The sequence below is a fragment of the Streptococcus sp. HF-100 genome, from assembly GCF_015594635.1.
Taxonomy (GTDB): domain Bacteria; phylum Bacillota; class Bacilli; order Lactobacillales; family Streptococcaceae; genus Streptococcus; species Streptococcus vaginalis.
The window spans coordinates 84,177-103,205 of sequence record NZ_JADNQV010000001.1 but is presented as its reverse complement, the minus strand read 5'-3'; the positions used below and the strand labels follow the sequence as shown (position 1 = coordinate 103,205).

Annotated in this window: 19 protein-coding genes; all 19 read left to right on the top strand. The window is 38.1% G+C overall.

Annotation, left to right across the window (positions count from 1 at the left end; translation table 11 throughout):
• The 19 genes from IYQ23_RS00485 (at window position 1) to IYQ23_RS00395 (ending at window position 19,023) form a co-directional block, all read left to right on the top strand.
• On the top strand, window positions 1-723 hold the full coding sequence (locus IYQ23_RS00485) for a CoA transferase subunit A (RefSeq protein WP_003024444.1): 723 nt from the start codon (window positions 1-3) through the stop codon (window positions 721-723).
• A 1-nt stretch (window position 724) separates the two neighbouring features.
• A complete protein-coding gene (locus tag IYQ23_RS00480; RefSeq protein ID WP_021001701.1) occupies window positions 725-1,378 on the top strand; it encodes a 3-oxoacid CoA-transferase subunit B in 654 nt (217 codons plus the stop codon).
• A gap of 188 nt (window positions 1,379-1,566) precedes the next feature.
• Window positions 1,567-2,481, top strand: coding sequence for a LysR family transcriptional regulator (locus IYQ23_RS00475; RefSeq protein WP_195673773.1), 915 nt, complete (start codon window positions 1,567-1,569; stop codon window positions 2,479-2,481).
• 15 nt (window positions 2,482-2,496) lie between these two features.
• Window positions 2,497-3,609, top strand: a complete 1,113-nt coding sequence (locus IYQ23_RS00470) for an acyl-CoA dehydrogenase family protein (protein WP_195673772.1) — start codon at window positions 2,497-2,499, stop codon at window positions 3,607-3,609.
• A 3-nt stretch (window positions 3,610-3,612) separates the two neighbouring features.
• A complete protein-coding gene (locus IYQ23_RS00465) occupies window positions 3,613-4,530 on the top strand; it encodes an MBL fold metallo-hydrolase (protein ID WP_195673771.1) in 918 nt (305 codons plus the stop codon).
• A gap of 127 nt (window positions 4,531-4,657) precedes the next feature.
• Complete coding sequence (gene ylqF / locus IYQ23_RS00460) at window positions 4,658-5,509, top strand: ribosome biogenesis GTPase YlqF (RefSeq protein ID WP_195673770.1); 852 nt, start codon at window positions 4,658-4,660, stop codon at window positions 5,507-5,509.
• Complete coding sequence (locus tag IYQ23_RS00455) at window positions 5,496-6,278, top strand: ribonuclease HII (RefSeq protein ID WP_195673769.1); 783 nt, start codon at window positions 5,496-5,498, stop codon at window positions 6,276-6,278. The genes ylqF and IYQ23_RS00455 overlap by 14 nt, the downstream gene beginning before the upstream one ends.
• Window positions 6,275-7,102, top strand: coding sequence for a PRD domain-containing protein (locus IYQ23_RS00450; RefSeq protein ID WP_195673768.1), 828 nt, complete (start codon window positions 6,275-6,277; stop codon window positions 7,100-7,102). The genes IYQ23_RS00455 and IYQ23_RS00450 overlap by 4 nt, the downstream gene beginning before the upstream one ends.
• On the top strand, window positions 7,092-7,649 hold the full coding sequence (locus IYQ23_RS00445; RefSeq protein ID WP_195673767.1) for a sugar O-acetyltransferase: 558 nt from the start codon (window positions 7,092-7,094) through the stop codon (window positions 7,647-7,649). The genes IYQ23_RS00450 and IYQ23_RS00445 overlap by 11 nt, the downstream gene beginning before the upstream one ends.
• A gap of 83 nt (window positions 7,650-7,732) precedes the next feature.
• Complete coding sequence (dprA, locus tag IYQ23_RS00440; RefSeq protein WP_195673766.1) at window positions 7,733-8,575, top strand: DNA-processing protein DprA; 843 nt, start codon at window positions 7,733-7,735, stop codon at window positions 8,573-8,575.
• 85 nt (window positions 8,576-8,660) lie between these two features.
• Complete coding sequence (gene topA, locus IYQ23_RS00435) at window positions 8,661-10,754, top strand: type I DNA topoisomerase (protein WP_195673765.1); 2,094 nt, start codon at window positions 8,661-8,663, stop codon at window positions 10,752-10,754.
• 63 nt (window positions 10,755-10,817) lie between these two features.
• Entirely contained in the window at window positions 10,818-11,315 is a 498-nt protein-coding gene (locus tag IYQ23_RS00430) for a phosphoribosylanthranilate isomerase (RefSeq protein WP_195673764.1), read from the top strand.
• Window positions 11,316-11,488: 173 nt separating this feature from the next.
• Complete coding sequence (trmFO, locus tag IYQ23_RS00425) at window positions 11,489-12,823, top strand: methylenetetrahydrofolate--tRNA-(uracil(54)-C(5))-methyltransferase (FADH(2)-oxidizing) TrmFO (RefSeq protein ID WP_003024478.1); 1,335 nt, start codon at window positions 11,489-11,491, stop codon at window positions 12,821-12,823.
• 132 nt (window positions 12,824-12,955) lie between these two features.
• Entirely contained in the window at window positions 12,956-13,780 is an 825-nt protein-coding gene (locus tag IYQ23_RS00420) for an alpha/beta hydrolase (protein WP_195673763.1), read from the top strand.
• 34 nt (window positions 13,781-13,814) lie between these two features.
• Entirely contained in the window at window positions 13,815-14,555 is a 741-nt protein-coding gene (locus IYQ23_RS00415; RefSeq protein WP_195673762.1) for an esterase family protein, read from the top strand.
• A 19-nt stretch (window positions 14,556-14,574) separates the two neighbouring features.
• Window positions 14,575-15,735 (top strand): ATP-grasp domain-containing protein, encoded by a 1,161-nt coding sequence (locus tag IYQ23_RS00410; RefSeq protein ID WP_195673761.1) that lies wholly within the window; start codon window positions 14,575-14,577, stop codon window positions 15,733-15,735.
• Between the two features lie 161 nt (window positions 15,736-15,896).
• Complete coding sequence (locus IYQ23_RS00405; protein WP_003034425.1) at window positions 15,897-16,865, top strand: thiamine pyrophosphate-dependent dehydrogenase E1 component subunit alpha; 969 nt, start codon at window positions 15,897-15,899, stop codon at window positions 16,863-16,865.
• Between the two features lie 13 nt (window positions 16,866-16,878).
• Window positions 16,879-17,871, top strand: a complete 993-nt coding sequence (locus IYQ23_RS00400; protein ID WP_195673760.1) for an alpha-ketoacid dehydrogenase subunit beta — start codon at window positions 16,879-16,881, stop codon at window positions 17,869-17,871.
• 108 nt (window positions 17,872-17,979) lie between these two features.
• A complete protein-coding gene (locus tag IYQ23_RS00395; RefSeq protein WP_195673759.1) occupies window positions 17,980-19,023 on the top strand; it encodes a dihydrolipoamide acetyltransferase in 1,044 nt (347 codons plus the stop codon).
• Window positions 19,024-19,029: the final 6 nt, after the last annotated feature.

Here is a 19,029-nt window from a genome sequence, read left to right as displayed (position 1 = left end):
ATGCAAATTGTAACATTATCAGAAGCAATTTCTAACATTAAATCTGAAGATATTGTAGGTATCTCAGGTTTTCTTGGAGTGGGTGAGCCGTTTGAACTCATTGAAGAATTGGTTCGACAAAATCAACAGAACTTAACAATAGTATCTGTTGTTACCTCACAACCGGGTAAAGAGATTGGCGTTGGTCGCTTGTGTGAAAATCACCAAGTTAAAAAATATATCGCAGCTCATGTGGGAACTTCCGCTGCCGTACAACATGAATATTTTAGTGGCGATATGGAAGTTGAATTCACACCAATGGGAACCGTGGTTGAACGACTTCATGCTGCGGGTGCTGGTTTGGGAGCTGTTTTGACTCCGACTGGCGTTGGGACTATTTTGGAAAAAGATTATGAAAAAGTAGCTCGCAACGGCAGAGAATATCTTGTTTATGACCCTTTGAAAATTGATGTTGCTTTGATTAAGGCTACCAAGTCAGATAAATATGGCAATTTATACATTGATGGGACAACTAAAAATATTTCATTGCAGCTGGCTCTTGCAGCTGATACAGTCATTGTTGAAGCCAATGAAATTGTTGAAGTTGGGGAAATTGATCCTAACGATGTATATATTCCCGGAATTCTTGTAGACTATGTTGTTAAAAGCTTGACTTCTAAAGAACATCATAAAATGATGGGCGACCTCTGGATAGAGACTAAAAAATTGGCAGGGGTAAATTAATATGAAATCAAAAGAAATTATTGCAAGACGTGTAGCTCTTGAATTTAAAGATGGAGATGTCATCAACCTTGGATTTGGTATTCCAAATGCCTCTGCTGATTATATTCCTGAAGGTGTGAATGTTATCCTTCAAGCAGAAAATGGTGCTCTTCGTTTTGGTGAGACACCAACAAAAGAAAATTACAATGCGAATCTGGCCAACTCTGGTGGAGCCCCCATTACTCTTTTACCGGGAGCATCTTTATTTGACCTTCAAACGTCGTTTGCCATTATTCGTGGAGGCCATGTTGATGCGACAGTTTTAGGAGCGTTAGAAGTTAGCCAAGATGGTAGTATTGCAAACTGGATTATCCCCGATAAGTTTGCTCCAGGAATGGGGGGAGCTATGGATCTTCTAGTTGGTGCCAAAAGGGTTATCGCGGCCATTCAACATACTACCGTTGACGGCAAATCAAAACTGCTGAAAGAATGCACACTGCCCTTATCAGCTAAAGGAGTTTTGGATTTGGTCATCACAGAGCTAGCAGTATTTGGTTTTCAAGATGGGAAATTCCTTTTGAAAGAATTAGCTCCCGGTGTCTCTTTGGAAGAAGTTCTTGAAAAGACAGAGGGAGAAGTAATCGTGTCAGATGACTTAAAAACAATGTCTATCTAGTTAAATTATCAAGCAAATATAGCTACTGTTTGCCATAAAGTGTGTTACTATATGCTTATAACGAACTTTATCGATGATAAGTTTTTAATCAACCTATTAGCAACTGATCATCTATATTAAAAAGATCAGTTGCTATTTTATTCCTGACAAATTATATTACAAATATTGAAAGATAGGAGACGATGAACATGGATATTATTCAAATGACTTACTTTATCAATATCGTCGAATGTGGATGTAATCTTTCGATTGCTGCTAAAAAAATTCATATTAGTCAATCTGCTTTGAGTCAATTTGTCACAAATTTTGAAGCGACTGAAGGACTGCAGCTTTTTAATCGTAGAAATGGAAGATTAGAAAGTCTGACAGAAGCTGGTGGGAAAATTTATCGTTTTGCTACGGAAATTGTCAATCGTCATGAAGAAATGCAATCCATGATTCATATGGAAGCGCAAAAACAAAAAGGAACTATTAATTTAGGCATTCCTTCTCTGATTTTGCGTGTTTATTTTGCTAGTGCTCTTCCTAAATTTTTCAAGGATAATCCGCACATTAATATTCAAGTCGTAGAGGGAGGCAGTAAGTATTTACGCCAAAAATTTCTTGAAGGTGATTTAAATTTTGTTTTATTGATTGAGCCGACTAATTTAGATGCTAAAAAGTACGAGCAATATATTATACAAGCCGATGAATATGCAGCTTATATGGATAAAAATCATCCTTTAGCAGATAAAGAATTTCTTGAATGGAAAGACATCGCTGCTTATGATTTAGCAACATTTAATAAATCATTTACTACTTATGAATTAGTAGCTGAAAAATTAAAAAATAAAAAGATAGAGACAAATTTTACATATTTATCATCAGCATGGGATTTTTTAACAGAGTCTACGTATAAGAATGATATGATTGCTATTTTACCTCGTCCAGTAGAATATTTTGTGGATAAAAATAAGTTTAAAGCTGTTCGTTTTAAAGATCCGATTCCATTTAATATCTGGTTCTGTAGGCCGTATAAAGCAAATTATAATGAAGTTGAAGCATACGTTTATGAAGAACTTTTGAAAGGTTACTATCAGCCTATTTCGAGCCTTGATACCTAACAAAGGAGCAAATCGATGTCAAAAATTAGCACTACAGCAGTTATGATTGATTCATATACGAATACAGCAATCAAAAACTATGTAAAATCACATGATGAATCAACTTATTTTCCAAAGGAAATGTGGGATGAGTTGACGAACGAAATGGATATATTTTTGCCCATTTTATCTGAAGAGAATCACACTTTAAGTTCTGATTTCATCACATTTATCCGAAAAATTGCTAATGAATTTGCTGCTCTTTCAGCTATTTTATTAACACAAGGTTGCTATGGAATTTATTCTATTTTGAATTTTGGGACAGCAGAGCAAAAGGAATTATATCTTGAAAAGTTACTAAAAGGTCAGTACATAGCTGGATTAGGATTTTGCGAGTATAAACATCTAAAGGGGCTAGAAGATCTTGAAACGTATGCAACAAAGACTGAGCAGGGATGGTGTCTCTCAGGGAAAAAGGCGATGATTTCAAATAGCAGCGTTGCAGATATACTACTGGTTTTGGCAAAAGTAAAAGAACAAGGTAAGGTGGAGAAGTACGGACTCTTTATTATTGATCCAAAAGATTCGGATGTGCTAATTGGTGAACAGATTGAAAAACCGGGCTTGATAGGTCTTCCTTTGAGTTCAGTCACGCTGAAAAATGTCTTGCTCCCGGAAAACGCCTTATTGGGAGACGAATTAGCCGGGGATGTCCAATTTGCTAACATCATTAAAAATATGCAACTTGGCTTAAGTGCTATTGCATTAGGTGTTGCTGAGGGGGCTTTCAATAAAGGTATTGAATTTGCAAAGGTGAAGAGAGGATTTGGAAAGCGTTTGATTGATGTGGAAATTCATCAAAATAAATTTGCTGATTTATACAATAAATTATGCTCTGCAGAAGCTTATTTTGATTCTTATCCTAGTCAAATTGAAGAAGATGCAAAATTTGTTTCTCGAATAAAACTGTACACGACGAAAGTTGCCATTGAGATATCCGATGAAATCCTTCGACTAATTGGTCCTTTACAAAAATTCGACAAGGTTAATATCAAACGTTATTTAAAGGATGCAGAAACTATTGAAAACTATGGAAGATCTGGAAATTCTATCAGAAGAGAAATTGCTGAAAGGTGGCTAAAGGAGTAAGAAATGACAGAACTCGCTCTACAAGAGTATCAATTTGGAGACATGAAATTAATTTGGTTACGTGGAGTTGACAAAATGACAGATGCAGGCACTTTATTTGGTCCTGTACCAAAAGTTGTTTGGTCACGCTATTATCCAACAACTGAAGAAAATATGATGGTTGAATTAACCGATCCAATATTGATTCAATACAAAAATAAAAATTATTTAATTGATGCAAGTTTTAACACTGCGAAACTATCTGATAAACAAAGACGAAATTTAGGGATTTTATCTGAAAGCAGAATTGAAGAGAGCTTGGAACTTTTAGGTTTGACTCCTGAAGATATTTCTTATGTGTTGATGACTCACATGCATCACGATCACTCTGGTGGATTGACAAAATTAAATGAAAATCATCAGTTGGTTTCAACTTTTCCCAATGCTAAGATTTTTGTAAATGATATTGAATGGTACGAGATGATGAACCCAAATAATCGGACTAAAGGGACTTATCTCAGAGAAAATTGGGAACCTATTCAACATCAAGTGGAGACATTTACGGAATACTTAAATGTCATACCGGAAATTCAAATGGTTCATACTGGTGGTCATAGCAATGGTCATAGTATCATTTTGTTGAAACAAGGAAATGAAACCATGATTCATATGGCAGACTTGCTCTTAACTCACGCGCATCGCAAGCCTGTATGGGTCGCTGCTGTAGATGATTACCCCATGCGTTCCATTATTGCAAAAGAAAAATGGCTCAAGGAAGCATTTGAAAACCATTATAAATTTTTCTTTTATCATGATCAATTTTTTGCTGTTGTAGAATTTGACAACGAAGGGAAAGAAATGGTTGACTATGTAAAACGGATTCGTGAACCAAGACTTCCGTTTACCGATAAACAGGATAGAAAGCCTGTTTTGTATCATTAAAATTCAAAAATTCGAAAATTGCCTTTTGTTTTTGAAAGGTGATTTTTTGTTGCATGATTTATCAATGCGGATTATTTAAAATTCTGATATAATGAAAATGTTAGAATACTGTAAGAAAGAGGTTTTCATGGCAATAATTCAATGGTTTCCAGGACACATGTCAAAAGCTAGGAGACAAGTACAAGAAAATATCAAATTTGTGGATTTTGTGACAATTTTAGTAGATGCGCGTTTGCCATTGTCCAGTCAAAATCCCATGCTGACTAAAATCGTGGGCGATAAACCTAAGCTTCTCATTTTGAATAAGGCAGATTTGGCTGACCCGGCTTTGACGAAGGAATGGAGAAATTATTTTGAAAAGAAAGGCGTCAAGACTTTGCCAATCAATTCTAAAGAACAATCAACTGTTAAAAAAGTCACGGAAGCAGCTCAGTCTTTGATGAAAGAGAAAATCGCTCGGCAAAAAGAGCGCGGAATCCAAATTGAAACATTGCGAACGATGATTATAGGTATCCCTAATGCCGGAAAATCCACACTGATGAACCGTTTAGCTGGGAAAAAAATCGCTGTGACTGGAAATAAACCGGGTGTTACCAAGGGGCAGCAGTGGCTCAAATCTAATAGGAACTTGGAAATTTTAGATACTCCAGGAATTCTCTGGCCTAAGTTTGAAGATGAAAAAGTTGCTTTGAAACTCGCTTTAACAGGAGCGATTAAAGACGATTTGCTTCCAATGGATGAGGTTACTATTTTTGGAATCAATTATTTCAAAGAACATTATCCAAAGGAACTTCAAGAACGGTTCAAGCAAATGGACTTGGAAGAAGAAGCACCGGAAATCATTATGGATATGACACAAAAATTGGGTTTTCGAGATGATTATGATCGTTTTTATCGTCTTTTTATCAAAGACATTCGTGACGGTAAATTGGGACGTTATACTTTAGATACTTTAGGTGAGATACATGGCAACGATTAAAGAGATTCAAGAAATCTTATCTGAAATAACAGACATAGAGAGTCCAGTTTTTGAGCAATTTCGAGATGATAGTCGGGCTGGTGTCCACAAGCTCATTATGAAGCGTAAAAAACAAATCCAAGCTGAATTGGACGAAGACCGTCGTTTGGAGCAAATGCTACGATATGAAAAGGAGCTTTATGCTACTGGTTGCCAATACATCGCTGGGATTGATGAGGTTGGGCGTGGTCCTTTAGCGGGTCCTGTTGTGGCAGCGGCAGTTATTTTACCTAAAAACTGTAAAATCAAAGGTCTCAACGATAGCAAGAAAATTCCCAAGAAAAAGCACGAAGAAATCTATCAAGAAGTGCTCAAACAAGCAATTGCAGTTGGTATTGGTATCAAGGATAATCAAGTTATTGATGAAGTGAATATCTATGAAGCGACGAAATTAGCTATGCTAGAGGCGGTGGGAAATCTTGAAGTTGCTCCGCAACATCTCTTGATTGATGCTATGCAGTTAGATGTTCAAGTTCCGCAAACGTCTATTATCAAAGGAGACGCCAATTCGCTGTCTATTGCGGCCGCTTCAATCGTAGCCAAGGTGACTAGAGATCGCATGATGACAAATTATGAGCTAACTTATCCAGGTTATGACTTTGCACACAATGTTGGTTATGGAACCCAGCATCATTTAGAAGGATTGAAACGAAAGGGAATCACTCCTATTCATCGGACAACCTTTGAACCAATTAAATCCATGCTTGAAGAAGTCGAGGACAAGAGATGATTATTACTAAAGTTTTAAATAATAATGTGGTCATTTCTGAAGAAAATCACCAAGAAGTAGTGTTGATGGGACGCGGACTGGCTTTTGGATGTAAAGCAGGAGATGATATTCGGGATAATCTGATTGAGAAAAAGTATGTCTTGTCAGAAAACAAGCGTGAATTATTGTTGGAATTACCTGCTGACATCATAGAAATGGCTGATAAAATTATCACTTACGCACATGCAAAAATAAATAAAAAATTGCAGGATGATGCCTTTTTAGCAATGGCTGACCATATGTATGGTGTTGTTCTGCGGACAAAAGATCAATTCTTCATGAAAAATTTTCTGATGTGGGACATTAAGCGATTTTTTCCTGACGAATTTGAAGTTGGCAAGTATGCCAATCAATTGTTGGGTGACTATTTAGGACAAGATTTACCTTTGGACGAAGCAGGTTTTATGGCTTTGACCATTGTCAATGCTGAATTAGATAATGGCAATGTAGCCGCTCAAGATTTGACGCAACTAATGGAAGAAATCATGACAATCGTCAAATACAGCTTAGAGATCTCATTAGATGACGAGGATATTTATGTTCAACGCTTTATTACGCATCTGAAATTTTTTTGCGAACGTGTTTTAACGGACACCGGACATCAGGAGTTAGATGACAACGATATGTTTGATTTACTGAAAATTAAGTATCCATCAGCTTATGAAACGGCAACAAAGATTACCCAATATCTCAAGCAGACGCGAAATTATCAGACGTCTGATGATGAACAAATATATCTAACCATTCACTTATCAAGAATGAAAAGGAACGTCAATGAAAACTGAATATGAAAAAATGATTGCAGGAGAATTATACAATCCGCAGGATTCCGAATTACGAAAATTGGTAACACGTTCTCGTCAATTTCAATACGCATTTAATGCAGAACAGGACGGTAAAAAAAGAAGTAAACTCGTAAAAGAATGGTTCGGCTCAACTGGTGAGAACATTTCGATGAAACCAAACTTTGTCTGCGATTATGGTATCAACATTCATTTAGGAGAAAATTTCTATTCTAATTGGAATTTGACCATGCTTGATGTTTGTCCAATTACTATTGGAAAAAATGCATTGTTTGGACCAAATTGTCAACTTCTGACCCCTCTCCACCCTTTAGATGCACAAGAACGCATATCAGGTATAGAATACGGTGCACCAATTACCATTGGCGATAATTTCTGGGCGGGTGGCGGTGTAACGATTTTACCTGGAGTAACATTAGGAGACAATGTCGTCGTTGGAGCAGGCTCGGTTGTTACCAAATCTTATGGTGATAATGTTGTTTTGGCTGGCAACCCGGCTCGAATTATTAAAGAATTAGATAAAATGTGAAAAGCGAGAAATTCTCGTTTTTTTAATCCCTTTTACGAATAATATAAGTGAAGTGTAATTAAAAAAGTAAAAGGAATGATAAAATGGATAATTTTGATATTTATAAATTAAAAGAAGCCGGCTTGACCAACCAACAGGTCATCAATGTTCTTTCGTATGCTGAAATACAAGACAAAGAATTATCAGTAAAAGATATGGCAGTTGTTTCAGAATGCCGCAATCCTGCTCTTTTCATTGAAAAATATCTGCAGCTAGATGATGATTTATTACGTCAAGAATTTGAAAAGTTCTCATCCTTTTCTATCTTGGATGATGTGTATCCTTGGGATTTGAGCGAAATTTACAATCCGCCCGTTCTTCTTTTTTATAAAGGTAATTTGGATTTGCTAAAATTACCTAAAGTAGCTGTTGTAGGAAGTCGGAATAGTAGCCGAGTAGGCAGTCAATCCGTTCAAAAGATTATTAAAGAGCTAAGCAATGAATTGGTTATCGTGAGTGGTTTAGCACGCGGAATTGATACCTCGGCTCACATGGCAGCATTGCAAAATGGTGGTCGAACAATTGCAGTTATCGGAACGGGTCTAGACGTTTTTTATCCAAGGGCGAATAAAAAACTCCAATCGTATTTGGGAGAACATCATCTAGTACTTAGTGAATATGGTTCTGAAGCAGAGCCATTAAAATTTCATTTTCCAGAGCGTAATCGGATTATAGCAGGATTGTGCAGAGGGGTTATTGTTGCTGAAGCCAAAATGCGCTCAGGAAGTTTAATTACTTGTGAGCGCGCAATGGAAGAAGGACGAGATGTGTTTGCTATTCCAGGGTCAATTTTAGACGGCAGAAGTGATGGCTGTCATCATTTGATTCAAGAGGGTGCAAAGTGTGTCACATCAGGCGCTGACGTACTTTCTGAATTCCAATTTTAAAACAAGTTCTCCTATAAGAGAATGTTACTAGTTGACATCTTAAAAAAAATAGTTTAAACTCTATGAGGTTTATTACTTTTAGAAGGTGTTTACATTGGTAACAAAAACAAAGAAAAAAACAGCAATGAAAAAAAATCTGGTGATTGTAGAGTCGCCAGCTAAAGCAAAAACAATTGAAAAATATTTAGGGCGGAACTACAAAGTTTTAGCCAGCGTTGGACATATTCGCGATTTGAAAAAGTCTACCATGTCCATCGATTTTGAAAACAACTATGAGCCAGAATATATCAATATTCGCGGGAAAGGTCCTCTTATCAATGATTTGAAAAAAGAAGCTAAAAAAGCGAAACAAGTCTATCTTGCAAGTGACCCGGACCGTGAAGGAGAAGCTATTTCTTGGCATTTGGCTCATATCTTAAATCTGGACGAGACAGATAAAAATCGTGTTGTTTTCAACGAAATCACGAAAGATGCAGTAAAAAATGCTTTTAAAGAACCGCGCCAGATTGACATGGATTTGGTAGATGCTCAACAAGCGCGTCGTGTCCTTGACCGTATTGTGGGGTACTCTATCTCTCCAATTCTCTGGAAAAAAGTCAAAAAGGGATTGTCAGCTGGACGTGTGCAATCTGTTGCCTTGAAACTCATCATTGACCGTGAAAATGAAATCAATGCTTTTAAGCCGGAAGAGTATTGGACGATTGACGGAACTTTCAAAAAAGGAACTCGTCAATTTCAAGCCAGCTTTTATGGCATGAATGGCAAGAAGATGAAGCTTGCTACCAACGATGATGTAAAAAACGTTCTTTCTCATATTGAAGGCGATGAATTTACTGTCGAAAGCGTTGAGAAAAAGGAACGCAAGCGCAATGCTCCACTGCCTTATACCACATCATCTATGCAGCAGGACGCTGCCAATAAAATTAATTTCCGAACTCGTAAGACGATGATGGTTGCTCAGCAGCTTTATGAAGGAATTAATATCGGATCTGGTGTGCAAGGTTTGATTACCTATATGCGTACAGATTCCACTCGTATTAGTCCGGTAGCTCAAAACGAAGCTGCAACCTTTATTACAGATCGTTTTGGTGAGAAATATTCTAAACACGGTAGTAGAGTCCGAAATGCTTCTGGCGCACAAGACGCCCATGAAGCGATTCGTCCGTCAAGTGTGTTCAACACACCTGAAAATATCGCGAAATATCTAGATAAAGATCAATTGAAGCTATACACGCTGATTTGGAATCGTTTTGTAGCTAGTCAAATGACAGCAGCAGTATTTGACACTATGAGTGTGAAGTTGGAGCAAAACGGTGTTCAATTTGCTGCAAATGGTAGTCAAGTTAAATTTGATGGTTATCTAGCTATTTACAATGATTCTGATAAGAATAAAATGTTGCCTGATATGGAAAAGGGTGACATAGTGAAACGGGTCAATACCAATCCTGAACAGCATTTCACACAACCACCTGCTCGTTACTCTGAAGCGACCTTGATTAAGACATTGGAAGAAAATGGTGTCGGACGTCCATCAACTTATGCACCAACAATCGAAACTATTCAAAAACGCTACTATGTCAAATTAGTTTCTAAGCGCTTTGAGCCAACTGAATTGGGAGAAATCGTGAACTCTCTGATTGTTGAATTTTTCCCCGATATTGTCAACGTGAAATTTACCGCTGATATGGAAGCTAAGCTAGATGATGTAGAAGTAGGAAAAGAGCAATGGCAAAAGGTCATTGATGAATTTTATAAGCCATTTGAAAAAGAAGTTGCAAAAGCAGAAACTGAAATGGAAAAAATTCAAATCAAAGATGAACCGGCTGGATTCGACTGTGAAGTATGTGGAAGTCCTATGGTTATCAAATTGGGTCGCTATGGTAAATTCTATGCATGTAGCAATTTTCCTGACTGTCGTCATACTCAAGCGATTGTCAAAGAAATCGGTGTAGAGTGTCCTAAGTGTCACAAAGGGCAAATTATTGAGCGCAAAACCAAACGCAATCGCCTTTTCTATGGCTGCAATTGCTACCCAGATTGTGACTTTACTTCTTGGGATAAACCGGTTGGTCGCTCTTGTCCGAAATGCGGTCAGTATCTTGTAGAAAAGAAAGTTCGTGGTGGAGGCAAGCAAGTTGTCTGCAGCAATGGGGATTACGAAGAAGAAAAAGTAAAATAAGTTAAAGATGTTTACGTAATTTATTTTATGTAAACTTTCTTTATATATAGCAAAGGAAACTGTATGAAAAAGAAATTTGATGAATTTTTAAAGATTGCAAAGGAATTGAACGGAATTGGAATCACTCCTTTGCTTATGGGTTCACTAGGGCTTGAACAGGTAACTGACTACGACTGGCAAGCACGAGATATTGATATCCATGTTCCAGGAGATCCTAGGGGATGGGACGCACCTGATGAGGTACGAATTTATGATTTTAAAAAGATTGAAACGATTATGAACCGGCTTGGCTACCAATTAGTAGATTTGCACGAGCACGAATTTCAAAAAGGAAATCTATCGGTTGAGTTTGGTAGCATGAATACTTTGGAAAACTTTGCTGGGATTCCTTTAGATGAATTGGTAAAACATGAAACAGCAGGGGTAATTTATTTTCTTCCTGATGTTGAACAATATCTTAAGATTTACACAGCATCTTCGCAAGATTCCTATCGAAATGACCAAAATAATGATAAGGATTTTGTTAAAATTGCTTATCTGGAAAAAATGTTAAAGAAATAGATACATGACCAATCATTATATTCTTTACACCAATGTTTGAGGATGGATACTAATAAGTTAGTGTATTTGCATTCTAGAAAGTCTCACTCGTCAGTAGGGGCTTTTTCTGTTATAATGGTTAAGAATAATTAGAAAGATTTGTGGGAGTCTCCTCCCAAAGAGGTATTTGTTTCATGTCTCAATCTTACATCAATGTCATAGGAGCTGGTCTTGCAGGTAGTGAAGCAGCCTATCAAATTGCTAAACGCGGTATTCCTGTTAAGCTGTATGAAATGCGAGGAGTGAAATCTACTCCACAACATAAGACTAGTGATTTTGCAGAGCTAGTCTGTTCTAACTCTCTACGGGGGGATTCGCTAACGAATGCGGTTGGTCTCTTAAAAGAAGAAATGCGCCGTTTGGATTCCATCATTATGAGAGCAGCAGAAGCTACGCGTGTTCCTGCTGGAGGAGCATTAGCAGTTGACCGTGACGGTTTTTCACAAATGGTGACTGATGAGGTGACAAACCACCCTTTAATCGAAGTTATTCGTGAGGAAATTACCAAAATTCCTGATGATACGATTACTGTTATTGCGACGGGACCTTTGACAAGTGATACACTCGCCGAAAAGATTCACGCGCTAAATGGTGGAGCTGGATTCTATTTTTATGATGCAGCAGCACCGATTGTAGATGTCAATACAATTGACATGGAGAAAGTTTACCTCAAATCTCGCTATGACAAGGGAGAGGCTGCTTATCTCAATGCTCCTATGACTAAGAATGAGTTTATGGCTTTTCATGACGCTTTGGTAAATGCCGAGGAAGCACCGTTAAATAGCTTTGAAAAAGAAAAATACTTTGAAGGCTGTATGCCGATTGAGGTGATGGCAAAAAGAGGAATAAAAACCATGCTCTATGGACCTATGAAGCCAGTTGGTTTGGAATACCCGGATGACTATAAAGGACCCCGTGACGGTGAATTTAAGACACCCTATGCAGTTGTGCAGCTTCGTCAGGACAATGCAGCTGGAAGCCTTTATAATATCGTTGGTTTTCAAACTCATCTCAAATGGGGAGAACAGAAGCGCGTTTTTCGGATGATTCCGGGATTAGAAAATGCAGAATTTGTTCGCTATGGAGTTATGCACCGCAATTCTTACATGGATTCACCAAATCTCTTGACACAGACGTTCCAGTCTAAAAAACAAGAGAATATCTTTTTTGCAGGTCAGATGACCGGTGTAGAAGGGTATGTGGAATCCGCTGCATCTGGGCTGGTAGCCGGTATCAATGCAACTAGACTTTTCAATGGAGAAGAAGCTCTGGTCTTTCCAGAAACAACTGCTATTGGAAGCTTACCTCATTATATCACGCATGCTGATAGCAAACATTTCCAGCCGATGAATGTCAACTTTGGAATTATCAAAGAATTGGACGGTCCACGCATTCGAGACAAAAAAGAACGCTATGAAAAAATAGCAGAACGAGCACTACAAGCTATTGAAAATTATCAAAATCTTTAGTTTTCCTTTGGAAAAGATAGAAATAATGATGATTTATTATAAAAGTATTAAAAAAGTTAGGAATCTCCTAACTTTTTTGCATATTTTATGATATAATAGATAAAAATTTTGAAAATAGAAAGTTTTCTGATAATGATTCAATCCTATTTTTACCTTGAAGTAAGGGAACATGTATTAGAAGTGCCTTATAGCAAACAAAAGCGCCGTGTTCGAGTGCTACTTCCTAGAAATTATGAGCGAGATACTCAGAAATCCTATCCTGTAGTTTATTTTCACGACGGTCAAAATGTCCTTTATAGTAAAGAGTCTTTTAGTGGTCATTCTTGGAAAATCATTCCAACGATTAAGAGAAATCCCGACATTGAAAAAATGATTGTGGTGGCGATTGACAATGACGGTTTTAATCGAATGAATGAGTATTCTGCATGGAAATATCAAGAATCAACTATTCCAGGTATGCAATTTGGCGGCAAGGGGACAGAGTATGCGGAGTTTGTCATGGAAGTTGTTAAACCCTTTGTTGACGAGTATTATCGTACCAAGTCAGACCGAGCGCACACGGCTATGGTTGGTTCTTCTTTAGGCGGAAACATTACACAGTTTATGGGAATTGAATACCAAGAGCAAATTGGCTGCTTGGGTGTTTTCTCATCTGCAAACTGGCTGCATCAGGAAGCGTTCAATCGTTATATAGAACGCCATAACTTATTAGCAGATCAGCGGATTTATATTTATGTTGGAACAGAAGAAGCAGATGACACCGATAAAACCTTAATGGCTGGCAATATCAAGCAAGCTTATATTGATTCGTCATTAACCTACTTTCGTCAGTTAATTGCGGGCGGTTTAGATTTGGAAAATCTATTGTTTTATATCCAAGCCGGTGCAGAACACAATGAAATGGCTTGGGCTGAGCATTTACCTGATTGTCTTCGCTTCTTTAGCGAAAAATGGTAAATAAATTAATTAAGAATATGAGGAGAGAATTTATATGCACGTTGAATTTTTAAGTCATTGGAGTGGTCATTTAAATCGTGAAATGTATGTGAATCGTTACGGGCACGCTGGAATACCTGTAGTCGTTTTTGCTTCGTCTGGTGGCAGTCACAATGAATATGCAGATTTTGGTATGATTGAGGCTTGTTCATGGTTTATCGAAACAGGAAAAATTCAATTCTTCACTTTGAGTAGTGTAGATAGTGAAAGCTGGCTGGCTGATTGGAAAGCTCCTCACGACCGCGCGGAAATGCACCGAGCTTATGAGCGCTATGTCATTGAGGAAGCCATTCCTTTTATCAAGCATAAAACAGGTTGGTTTGATCCAATGATGACGACAGGTTGTTCTATGGGAGCCTATCACGCTGTTAATTTCTTTCTCCAGCACCCCGATGTCTTTAACAAGGTCATCGCCCTCAGCGGAGTTTACGATGCCCGCTTCTTTGTCGGTGATTGTTTAGATGATGAAGCAATTTATCAAAATTCACCAGCAGATTACATTTGGAATCAAAACGATGGTTGGTTTATTGACCGCTATCGCAATGCTGATATCATTGTCTGTACAGGACTTGGTGCATGGGAACAGGACGGACTACCTTCTTTCTACACCTTAAAAGAAGCCTTTGAACATAAGAACATTCCAGCATGGTTTGCTGAATGGGGATATGATGTTTCGCATGACTGGATTTGGTGGCGCAAGCAAATGCCTTATTTTCTCAATCAATTAAACCTATGATTAGAAAGGAAACACTATTATGAACTATATCGTTATTTCACCTTATTATCCGCAAAATTTTCAACAATTTACTGTTGAACTTGCAAATAAAGGAATTACTGTTTTGGGCATCGGGCAAGAACCTTATGATCAACTAGATCAACCGTTGAAAAATGCTTTAACAGAATATTTTCGTGTGGAAAATCTAGAAAATCTTGATGAAGTGAAACGTGCTGTAGCCTTCCTTTTTTACAAGCACGGACCAATTGACCGCATTGAGTCACACAATGAATATTGGTTGGACCAAGACGCAAAATTGCGTGAACAATTTAATGTTGTAGGACCAAAACCAAAAGATTTGAAAAAGACAAAATTCAAATCTGAAATGAAGAAACTCTTTAAAAAGGCTGGAGTTCCTGTCGTTCCTGGTCAAATTGTAAAAACCTTGCAGGCAGTTGACATGGCTGTCAGTAAAATTGGACTTCCGATGATTGCGAAGCCAGACAATGGAGTTGGCGCAGCAGGAACTTATAAACTTGAAACTACTGAAGATGTTGAACAATTTAAACAAGAGTGGGATAAGCAAACCGTTTATTTCTTTGAAAAATTCGTTGACTCTGGACAAATTTGTACGTTTGACGGATTACTGGATTCAAAGGGAAATATTGTGTTTTCAACAACTTTCGACTATGCTTATACTCCTTTAGACTTAGTTTTGAATCATTATGAAAACTCATATTATATTATAAAAGACATGGATCCCAAGTTACGTCAATATGGGGAAGCTATCATTAAAGCGTTTGGCATGAAAGAACGCTTCTTTCATATTGAATTTTTCCGTGACGGAGATGATTATATTGCCATAGAATACAATAATCGTCCAGCAGGTGCTTTTACGATTGATTTGTATAACTTTGCTCACTCCATTGACCTTTATCGTGGATATGCAGATATTGTGAATGGCGAACCTTTCCCACAACCTCAAGTCGAAGCACAATACGGCTTGGTTACTTCACGCCGTTTAACCTCAAATTATGTGTATTCAGAAGAAGAATTGCATGCAAAGTACGGCGATAAATTAAAAGCAGTCAAAATCATGCCAAAAGCATTTGCAGACTTACAAGGAGATGTTCATTATATTTTGACAACACCAAGTCGTTCGGAAATCGATCAAATGATAGAGGATTTTGGGAAAAAGTAGAAAAATATATTTGTGAAATTTTTATTTAGTCAATTCAAATCAGCTTGCCAGCAAGGTTCGCTGATTTTTCTTTGTGAAATTGTTCAAGCATAAATTTTGACAGTATTTTTTAGTTTGGATAGAATGAAATTATAGAATTACACTCATAGAAAGGCTCGACTATGTCAACTTTAGATAAAAATCTTTTGCTAGAGATGTTTCGTAAGATGGAAGAGATCCGTCGGATGGACTTAAAAATTGCCCAACTCGTAAAAAAGGGGAAAGTTCCAGGAATGACTCACTTTTCTGTTGGAGAAGAAGCAGCTAGCGTTGGAGCTATGCTGGCCCTCAATCCTGATGATTTGATTACTTCTAACCACCGTGGTCATGGTCAGGCGATTGCCAAAGGAATTGATCTGAACGGCATGATGGCAGAAATCATGGGCAAATATAACGGAACCTGCAAAGGAAAAGGTGGCTCCATGCACATTGCTGATTTGGATGCTGGAAATTTAGGAGCAAATGGTATTGTAGGCGGAGGTATGGGAATTGCAGTCGGTGCCGCCCTCACTCAGCAAATGCACCAAACAGATAAAATCGTGGTTTGCTTCTTTGGTGACGGAGCAACGAACGAAGGTATTTTTCATGAAGCGGTTAATATGGCTTCTATTTGGAATTTGCCAGTGATTTTCTATTGTATCAATAATGGCTATGGTATTTCTGCGGATATTAAGAAAATGACCAATATAGAGCACATTCATGAGCGGAGTGCTGCCTATGGTATTCCTGGCATCTTTATCCCAGACGGGAACAACGTTATTGAGGTCTATGAAGGTTTTCAAAAAGCTGTTAAATATGTTCGAAGTGGTAAAGGGCCTGTCTTGATTGAAAGTGTTACTTATCGCTGGTTAGGACATTCTTCTTCTGACCCTGGTAAGTATCGAACGCGCAAAGAAGTAGAGGAGTGGAAGAAAAAAGACCCAATCGAAAATCTTCGTAAATACTTGCTAGCAAATCAGATTGCAAGCGACGAAGAGTTAGAAGCTATCCAAGCAGAGGTTAAAGAAGCAGTGGAAGCATCTGTAAAATTTGCAGAGGAAAGTCCATTCCCACCGCTTGAGTCAGCTTTTGAAGATATTTACGCGGACTAAGAGAGGAGATAAAATGGAAACAAAAACAATGTCCTTCCGTGATACCATTATCCTTGCTATGTCTGAGGAAATGCGTCACGATGAAAATGTGTTGTTAATGGGAGAAGATGTCGGTATTTTCGGAGGAGATTTCGGAACATCTGTCGGAATGTTAGAAGAATTCGGTCCAGAACGAGTACGTGATTGTCCAATTTCTGAAGCAGCTATTTCAGGAGCTGCAGCAGGATCGGCCATGACTGGACTACGCCCAATTGTAGATATGACTTTTATGGATTTTTCTGTCATTGCCATGGATGCAATTGTCAACCAAGCTGCTAAAACGCGTTATATGTTCGGTGGTAAAGGTCAGGTTCCGATGACAATTCGCTGCGCAGCTGGAAATGGTGTCGGATCAGCTGCTCAACACTCACAATCTTTGGAATCTTGGTTTACCCACATTCCAGGTTTAAAGGTCGTGGCACCTAGCACTCCTGCGGATATGAAAGGGTTGCTAAAATCTTCTATCCGCGACAACAATCCTGTTATTATTCTTGAGTACAAGTCAGAATTCAACCAAAAAGGCGAAGTTCCGCTTGATCCTGATTATACAATCCCTCTCGGTGTTGGTGACATCAAAAAAGAGGGAACGGACGTGACAGTTGTGACCTATGGAAAAATGCTCCGTAGGGTTATGCAAGCAGCTGAAGAATTGGTAGAAGAAGGCATTTCAGTAGAAGTGGTTGATCCTCGTACCTTGGTGCCTCTGGACAAGGATATCATTATCAACTCAGTCAAAAAAACAGGAAAAGTCGTTCTAGTCAATGATGCCCACAAAACTAGTGGTTATATCGGTGAAATTTCTGCTATCATTTCCGAATCAGAAGCATTTGACTATTTGGATGCACCAATTCGCCGTTGTGCTGGCGAAGATGTTCCTATGCCCTATGCTCAGAATCTTGAAAATGCTATGATTCCGACAGTTGAAAGTATCAAAGAGGTTATCCGTAAGACTTACAATAAAGAATAAAACTGAAATTGATATTGGCTACAACGTTTTTACATAACTAAAATTATGTAAAAACAAAAACAGTTCAAGATTAAAGAATAATCAATAAAAAAAGAAATAGGAGAAGCTATGACTGATGATAAGTTAAGAGCGACCCCTGCTGCTAGAAAATTAGCAGATGATTTGGGTATCAATCTCTATGACGTATCTGGTACTGGCGCAAAGGGACGCATTCACAAAGAAGATATTGAAAGTTATCGAGAATTCAATATTGTGAAAATTACGCCCCTTGCAAAACGTATTGCAGAAGAAAATAACATCGCTTGGCAGGAAATCCAAGGGACAGGCGTGCACGGCAAGATTATGAAAAAGGATATTCTGGCTTTGCTGCCTGAAAATGTTGACTCAGACAGTATCAAGTCTCCGGCTCAAATTGAGAAAGCGGAAGAAATACCTGACAACACCACTCCTTATGGAGAAATTAAGCGCCTTCCAATGACGCCAATGCGGAAGGTCATTGCTAAACGAATGGTGGATTCTTATCTGACAGCACCAACTTTCACTCTCAATTATGACGTAGATATGACAGAGTTGCTGGCGCTGCGCAAGAGGGTTTTAGAGACAATTATGGAAGCGACAGGAAAGAAAATGACGGTTACGGATTTACTTTCTATGGCAGTTGTTAAAATCTTAATGAAGCACCCTTATCTCAATTCGTCTCTGACAGAAGACGGGCAGACTGTTATTATGCACAATTATGTCAATCTGGCTATGGCTGTTGGGATGGACAATGGGCTTATGACACCAGTGGTTTACAATGCCGAAAAAATGAGTCTGTCTGAGTTAGTCGTTGCCTTTAAGGATGTGATTGAACGGACTTTAAATGGAAAATTAGCACCAAGCGAATTGCAAAACTCAACTTTTACGATTAGTAATCTAGGAATGTTTGGTGTTCAATCGTTCGGCCCAATTATCAATCAACCCAATTCAGCGATTTTGGGCGTTAGTTCAACCGTTGAAAAACCAGTCGTAGTGAACGGAGAGATTGTTATTCGACCAATCATGAGTCTTGGATTAACTATTGACCACCGAGTCGTGGACGGTATGGCAGGTGCTAAATTCATGAAAGACCTAAAAGCACTGATTGAAGATCCGATTTCAATGTTGGTGTAAAAAAAG

What these genes read in the sequence shown, in the direction of transcription:
- IYQ23_RS00395 (WP_195673759.1), top strand. Translation starts at nt 17,980, where the DNA reads ATGACTGATGATAAGTTAAGAGCGACCCCTGCTGCTAGAAAATTAGCA.
- trmFO (WP_003024478.1), top strand. Translation starts at nt 11,489, where the DNA reads ATGTCTCAATCTTACATCAATGTCATAGGAGCTGGTCTTGCAGGTAGT.
- IYQ23_RS00475 (WP_195673773.1), top strand. Translation starts at nt 1,567, where the DNA reads ATGGATATTATTCAAATGACTTACTTTATCAATATCGTCGAATGTGGA.
- IYQ23_RS00450 (WP_195673768.1), top strand. Translation starts at nt 6,275, where the DNA reads ATGATTATTACTAAAGTTTTAAATAATAATGTGGTCATTTCTGAAGAA.
- IYQ23_RS00445 (WP_195673767.1), top strand. Translation starts at nt 7,092, where the DNA reads ATGAAAACTGAATATGAAAAAATGATTGCAGGAGAATTATACAATCCG.
- IYQ23_RS00400 (WP_195673760.1), top strand. Translation starts at nt 16,879, where the DNA reads ATGGAAACAAAAACAATGTCCTTCCGTGATACCATTATCCTTGCTATG.
- IYQ23_RS00405 (WP_003034425.1), top strand. Translation starts at nt 15,897, where the DNA reads ATGTCAACTTTAGATAAAAATCTTTTGCTAGAGATGTTTCGTAAGATG.
- IYQ23_RS00485 (WP_003024444.1), top strand. Translation starts at nt 1, where the DNA reads ATGCAAATTGTAACATTATCAGAAGCAATTTCTAACATTAAATCTGAA.
- IYQ23_RS00415 (WP_195673762.1), top strand. Translation starts at nt 13,815, where the DNA reads ATGCACGTTGAATTTTTAAGTCATTGGAGTGGTCATTTAAATCGTGAA.
- IYQ23_RS00430 (WP_195673764.1), top strand. Translation starts at nt 10,818, where the DNA reads ATGAAAAAGAAATTTGATGAATTTTTAAAGATTGCAAAGGAATTGAAC.
- IYQ23_RS00420 (WP_195673763.1), top strand. Translation starts at nt 12,956, where the DNA reads ATGATTCAATCCTATTTTTACCTTGAAGTAAGGGAACATGTATTAGAA.
- ylqF (WP_195673770.1), top strand. Translation starts at nt 4,658, where the DNA reads ATGGCAATAATTCAATGGTTTCCAGGACACATGTCAAAAGCTAGGAGA.
- IYQ23_RS00410 (WP_195673761.1), top strand. Translation starts at nt 14,575, where the DNA reads ATGAACTATATCGTTATTTCACCTTATTATCCGCAAAATTTTCAACAA.
- dprA (WP_195673766.1), top strand. Translation starts at nt 7,733, where the DNA reads ATGGATAATTTTGATATTTATAAATTAAAAGAAGCCGGCTTGACCAAC.
- IYQ23_RS00465 (WP_195673771.1), top strand. Translation starts at nt 3,613, where the DNA reads ATGACAGAACTCGCTCTACAAGAGTATCAATTTGGAGACATGAAATTA.
- IYQ23_RS00480 (WP_021001701.1), top strand. Translation starts at nt 725, where the DNA reads ATGAAATCAAAAGAAATTATTGCAAGACGTGTAGCTCTTGAATTTAAA.
- IYQ23_RS00470 (WP_195673772.1), top strand. Translation starts at nt 2,497, where the DNA reads ATGTCAAAAATTAGCACTACAGCAGTTATGATTGATTCATATACGAAT.
- IYQ23_RS00455 (WP_195673769.1), top strand. Translation starts at nt 5,496, where the DNA reads ATGGCAACGATTAAAGAGATTCAAGAAATCTTATCTGAAATAACAGAC.